The organism is Streptomyces colwelliae (assembly GCF_048158785.1).
GTDB lineage: Bacteria > Actinomycetota > Actinomycetes > Streptomycetales > Streptomycetaceae > Streptomyces.
The window spans coordinates 1-4,000 of sequence record NZ_JBLTJC010000610.1 but is presented as its reverse complement, the minus strand read 5'-3'; the positions used below and the strand labels follow the sequence as shown (position 1 = coordinate 4,000).

Genomic DNA, 4,000 nt, shown 5'->3' with positions numbered 1-4,000 from the left:
CCGGATGATCCCCGAGTCGCGGGAGTTCAGCGACGTACTGGCCGGCCGCCTGACCGCCCTCGACGTCGCCTACCCGACCACAGACCACGCGGGGTCGGCAGGCGAACGGTTCACCGACTTCTTCCCGATCGTCGTCAACGCGTTCACGGAGCACTTGAGGGAAGCGCACTCGCCGATGTGGGTGCGGGGTTAGAGGGCACCCACGTGCGCTGTGAACGCGGCCCAGGTGGTGGGGGTGAGCTGGACTATCACCCAGTCCACGTACTTTGAGTCACGGACGGCGATCGTGCCGTGGACGCGGCGCTACTGGCAAGCGAGTTGTGCACGAACTCCTTACTGCACGGGTGCCTGCGGGACCGTCTGTTCCGCGTGGAGACGTCCCTCACCGGCAACACGCTGCGCGTCGCGGTCACCGACCCGAGGGGCGAGCGGTTCCCGTTCCCCCAAACCTCCACCCCAGACGACCAGTTCGGCCGCGGCCTCCTCATCGTCCGTACGCTGGCCGCCCGTTGGGCCGTGGAGAGACTCACGGTGGGCAAGACCGTATGGGCGGAGTTGGACATCACGGGCCCTGGCGCCTCGCTTCAAGGTCACCGCGAACCGTAGGATTATTGCAACAGCAAGTGACGTGTGATGTCGACGCGACGGGGGCGGAGATACGGCATGGCAGTGCCCGGAACCGGCGCGGGCCAGGGTGGCAACCCTGACCTGCATGTGTCGTCCAAGGACCTCACCAAACTCGCCGGCGACCTCGACGACATGCAGGACCACCTCGACAAACAGGTCAAGCGGATGGACGCGATAGTCGACCGCGTCGAAGCCGGCTGGCGCGGCCCCGCGGCGACGGCGTACCGCGAGTTCCACCGCGCGGCGACCGAGGACGCCGTACGCATCCGCGAAGTGATGAAGCTGCTGGAGCAGGCCGTGCGGATGAGCCGCGACGGCTTCTCCGCGCACGACATCGAGGTACTGGAGCACATGCGGACGATCCAGGTCGACGTCGGCAGCGAGGTCGACAAGCTGTCCACGCCGAACGTGGAGGCGACGGCAAATACGCCGACGCCGCCACCCCGCAGCAGCCTCGACTCCTTCTGATCCTTGCGGCCCTTCCGCACGCGAGCCGTCAAGTGACCTTCACCCACCCACAGTTGCCGACCGATATCCAGGGGGATCATGTCGACCGGGGCTTCCGCCGACAACGACCACATAGCCGTCTCCTTCGCCACGCTCCACGACCTCACCGCCGAGCTGGAGGACATCCTCAAGCAGCTCAACGGCAAACTCGACGACCTCTACGAGCGGGCCGAGCCGGTCGTGTTGTCGTGGACGGGCGAGGCCCGCGAGGTCTTCGTCCAGAAGCTCGACGAGTGGGACCACTCGGCGCAGGATCTACAGGCCGCGCAGAAGTGGCTGCACGCGTACGTCACGACTGGTCACGCGAACTACTCGGCGGCTCATCGGGCGGTGCTGCGCGGCTGGGGAGCGGCCTGATGAGCACCCCGACGCAGCCGGGGAACGGGAAGATCGATGTCACTCCGACCGTCCTGTACGGCGTCTCAACGGGCATAGCAGGCCAGCAGGACCCTCTTGACCGTGGCATCAAGTCATTCCTCGACGAACTGGCTCGGTACCCGGACGGCGGCGGAAGGGGTACGGCGATGAAGGACTTCACGACCGCCTACCTGAAAGTCGCCGAGCGCTTCCTCGATGTCTGGGCGAAATCCGTGGTGAGCGTGGGAGGAGCCGCCGTCGGCTTCACGTCCACTGCCAACAACTACGCGGCGGCCGACGCGGCCACCAACCCTTCGCCGACAGGACAGCCGACACACCGGCCCGCCCCGCATGTCATCGACAAAGCCCCCACATACGGCCCGGTCACCGATTTCAAGTGGGGGGACATCGACCCAGGCCAGGACTTGATGCAGGAGGCCCTCGAAGGCCTGGAAGCCGTGGTTCTGGCTGTCATGCGTCCCCTGCTGGAGCACGAGTGCCGTTGGGGCAAAGCGGCAACGATCCTCCCGTTGCCCAATCACCTGCGCCTGAACTCGATCTCCCAGGCATGGCGCATGCCGCAGACCACGCTCGGCATGGTGGACGGAACACTGACGGGCCTCGTCGGCAGCATCACCGACCAGACCGATCAGGACTGGTACAACGCGATGCGGACGTTCTGCAGCACGCTGTGGGGGACTTCCGCCTGGGGCAAGAATCGCGAAGGTTACGACTGGTCCAACGACGACGCGAAGAAGAGGGGAAGCAGCCATCCCGTCTTCGCCGTTCTCTTCGACACGTGCGATGCCATGGTCGACGCGATCTACAACGTCGCGAAGGCCGCCGAGGACGTCCGGGACGATCTGCACCGGATCTACCGCCAAGCCGTTGTCGACAGTATCAAGCAACTTGACCCCAGAGATATCGACGTCACGGACGCGAAAAGCCTACTGAAAGGGCTGTGGGAAACAGGAAAGGGCTTGGTCGCGGACGTCTCCGTCGGGATCGTGCTGAACATCGACGAGGGCGCCCTGAACGACGCCGTGTCGGCCTACAACAACCGTATCCATCGGCAGGTCGGCGAAATCAATGCGCTGCTTCCGGCACTGGACGAGGCATACACAAGCGCACCGACCTTCAATGCTGAAACGGCCAGGGCCGAGGCGTTCGGCGCGCGGGCATTGACGGACTTCAAAGGAGATCCGCTCTACACGGTTCCGGGAGATGACGAGTCCAAGCACCGCTTCCCCGTCGACCTCGCCAATCAGGAAGGACTGGCAGGTTCACACGTCATCGACAAGCATGTGGGAAAGACGGACGCACAACTGGAGCAGAGGCTTCGCGACCAGGCGAAGATACGTCCGGACGGTACGGTCGCGCCGATCGCCGCATCGACATTTACCGACCTGACGTCGGCCCAGCGGTACACACAGGGTGTCCTCGACGACCCGGGCAACCAGCAGAAGATCGCTAACTGGCTGGCGAGCAACCCGAATCCGGACCGTTCCAAGCGAACCGTGGGACTCACTTTCAACGACACCGTGGGCCGGACTTGGACGCGAGGTGACTCCACTGCCCACGACTCGCATATCGTCAATGTGACCTTGAAACCCCGCCCCGGCGGCCATCCGCCCTACGTCGTCCTCACGTCAATGCCGAGCGACACGGTGCAGTCATGAGGAACAACAAGCCATGAAGGGCAAGAGATGATCGATTCCGCTTCGTGGAAATCGGCTCTGCTGGAACTTTTCGGCGGGGCGTGGACCTTCGCGGCGGTGGGTCCCCGGAACCATGACGACTGGCGCTACGACGTCCAAGCCGTCATGAAACTGAAAGTCAAAGACCCACGAAACTGGGCGTCTCTGAATTTCCCCCCGCCAGGGTCCGGCAGCGAGAAGCATCAAGAGACACCATTCGCCGACCTAAGTCTCAATGAATTCGATTCCCTTCTTTACCGAGTGGGAAATAGATCCGCATCCCAACTACTGGTTGCCCTCCAAGGACAATACTACCAAGCTTCAAACATCCCGGATTTTGAGAACCGTAAAGAGCGACTTTTTGAGTGCGCCGACACGATTATTTCAAGGTTCACCCCGGAAATTGCCTACTACACCAATCTGGCCGCCGCCCGGGTGAACCCTGATGTGGATCTACTGAATCCCGATGCTGAATGGAACTGCCTTTCCAACTTCACTACCGACTGCGGCCTTGTTGTCGTTTCGGACTCCGAAGTGGGAGTTTTCTGGGCCTTCGACGAAGACTGAGAGCGAGCAACGAATGCGCACCCGCACCGCCACCTACCCCGACCGCGAAACCGCCCAATGGGCCACCCAACAGACCGTCACCGCCAACGAGCAGGCCATCCACCGCTGGCTCGCCCAGCCTCAGCCTGGTTGGCAATCAGGTGTTGAGTGTAAGTGCACAAGGGAGCTTGACTGTGAGACCGACGGGTCGAGCAGGGACGAAAGTCGGGACTAGTGATCCGGCGGTGGCTTGTGGAAGCGCCGTC

At 63.2% G+C, this 4,000-nt stretch carries 7 protein-coding genes and 1 pseudogene; 7 read left to right on the top strand and 1 reads right to left on the bottom strand.

Features of this window, described 5'->3' with window-relative positions; genetic code table 11:
• A partial coding sequence (locus tag ACNFOC_RS51905) for a hypothetical protein (RefSeq protein WP_416965947.1) occupies positions 1-193 on the top strand: 193 nt, incomplete at its 5' end.
• Here the strand turns inward: ACNFOC_RS51905 and ACNFOC_RS51900 are convergent.
• On the bottom strand, positions 190-285 hold the full coding sequence (locus ACNFOC_RS51900) for a DUF397 domain-containing protein (RefSeq protein WP_416965948.1): 96 nt from the start codon (positions 283-285) through the stop codon (positions 190-192). The two genes, ACNFOC_RS51905 and ACNFOC_RS51900, sit on opposite strands and share 4 nt — an antisense overlap.
• A gap of 6 nt (positions 286-291) precedes the next feature.
• Here ACNFOC_RS51900 and ACNFOC_RS51895 point away from each other — a divergent pair, with 6 nt between their 5' ends.
• The 6 genes and pseudogenes from ACNFOC_RS51895 to ACNFOC_RS56145 all read left to right on the top strand — a co-directional run.
• Positions 292-606: an ATP-binding protein gene (locus tag ACNFOC_RS51895; RefSeq protein ID WP_416965946.1), complete on the top strand. Its 315-nt coding sequence runs from the start codon at positions 292-294 to the stop codon at positions 604-606.
• Positions 607-663: 57 nt separating this feature from the next.
• A complete protein-coding gene (locus tag ACNFOC_RS51890) occupies positions 664-1,095 on the top strand; it encodes a WXG100 family type VII secretion target (protein WP_416965945.1) in 432 nt (143 codons plus the stop codon).
• A gap of 78 nt (positions 1,096-1,173) precedes the next feature.
• Positions 1,174-1,491 (top strand): WXG100 family type VII secretion target, encoded by a 318-nt coding sequence (locus ACNFOC_RS51885; protein WP_416965944.1) that lies wholly within the window; start codon positions 1,174-1,176, stop codon positions 1,489-1,491.
• The gene (locus tag ACNFOC_RS51880; protein WP_416965943.1) at positions 1,491-3,170 is read left to right on the top strand and encodes an RNase A-like domain-containing protein; all 1,680 of its coding nucleotides are present in this window, start codon (positions 1,491-1,493) and stop codon (positions 3,168-3,170) included. Before ACNFOC_RS51885 ends, ACNFOC_RS51880 begins: the two co-directional genes overlap by 1 nt.
• A gap of 27 nt (positions 3,171-3,197) precedes the next feature.
• Positions 3,198-3,755, top strand: a complete 558-nt coding sequence (locus ACNFOC_RS51875; protein WP_416965942.1) for a hypothetical protein — start codon at positions 3,198-3,200, stop codon at positions 3,753-3,755.
• 13 nt (positions 3,756-3,768) lie between these two features.
• A pseudogene (locus ACNFOC_RS56145) lies at positions 3,769-3,873 on the top strand (RNase A-like domain-containing protein); the annotation flags it as partial.
• Positions 3,874-4,000: the final 127 nt, after the last annotated feature.

Coding starts and splice junctions, on each gene's coding strand:
- ACNFOC_RS51890 (WP_416965945.1), top strand. CDS start 664: ATGGCAGTGCCCGGAACCGGCGCGGGCCAGGGTGGCAACCCTGACCTG.
- ACNFOC_RS51885 (WP_416965944.1), top strand. CDS start 1,174: ATGTCGACCGGGGCTTCCGCCGACAACGACCACATAGCCGTCTCCTTC.
- ACNFOC_RS51880 (WP_416965943.1), top strand. CDS start 1,491: ATGAGCACCCCGACGCAGCCGGGGAACGGGAAGATCGATGTCACTCCG.
- ACNFOC_RS51875 (WP_416965942.1), top strand. CDS start 3,198: ATGATCGATTCCGCTTCGTGGAAATCGGCTCTGCTGGAACTTTTCGGC.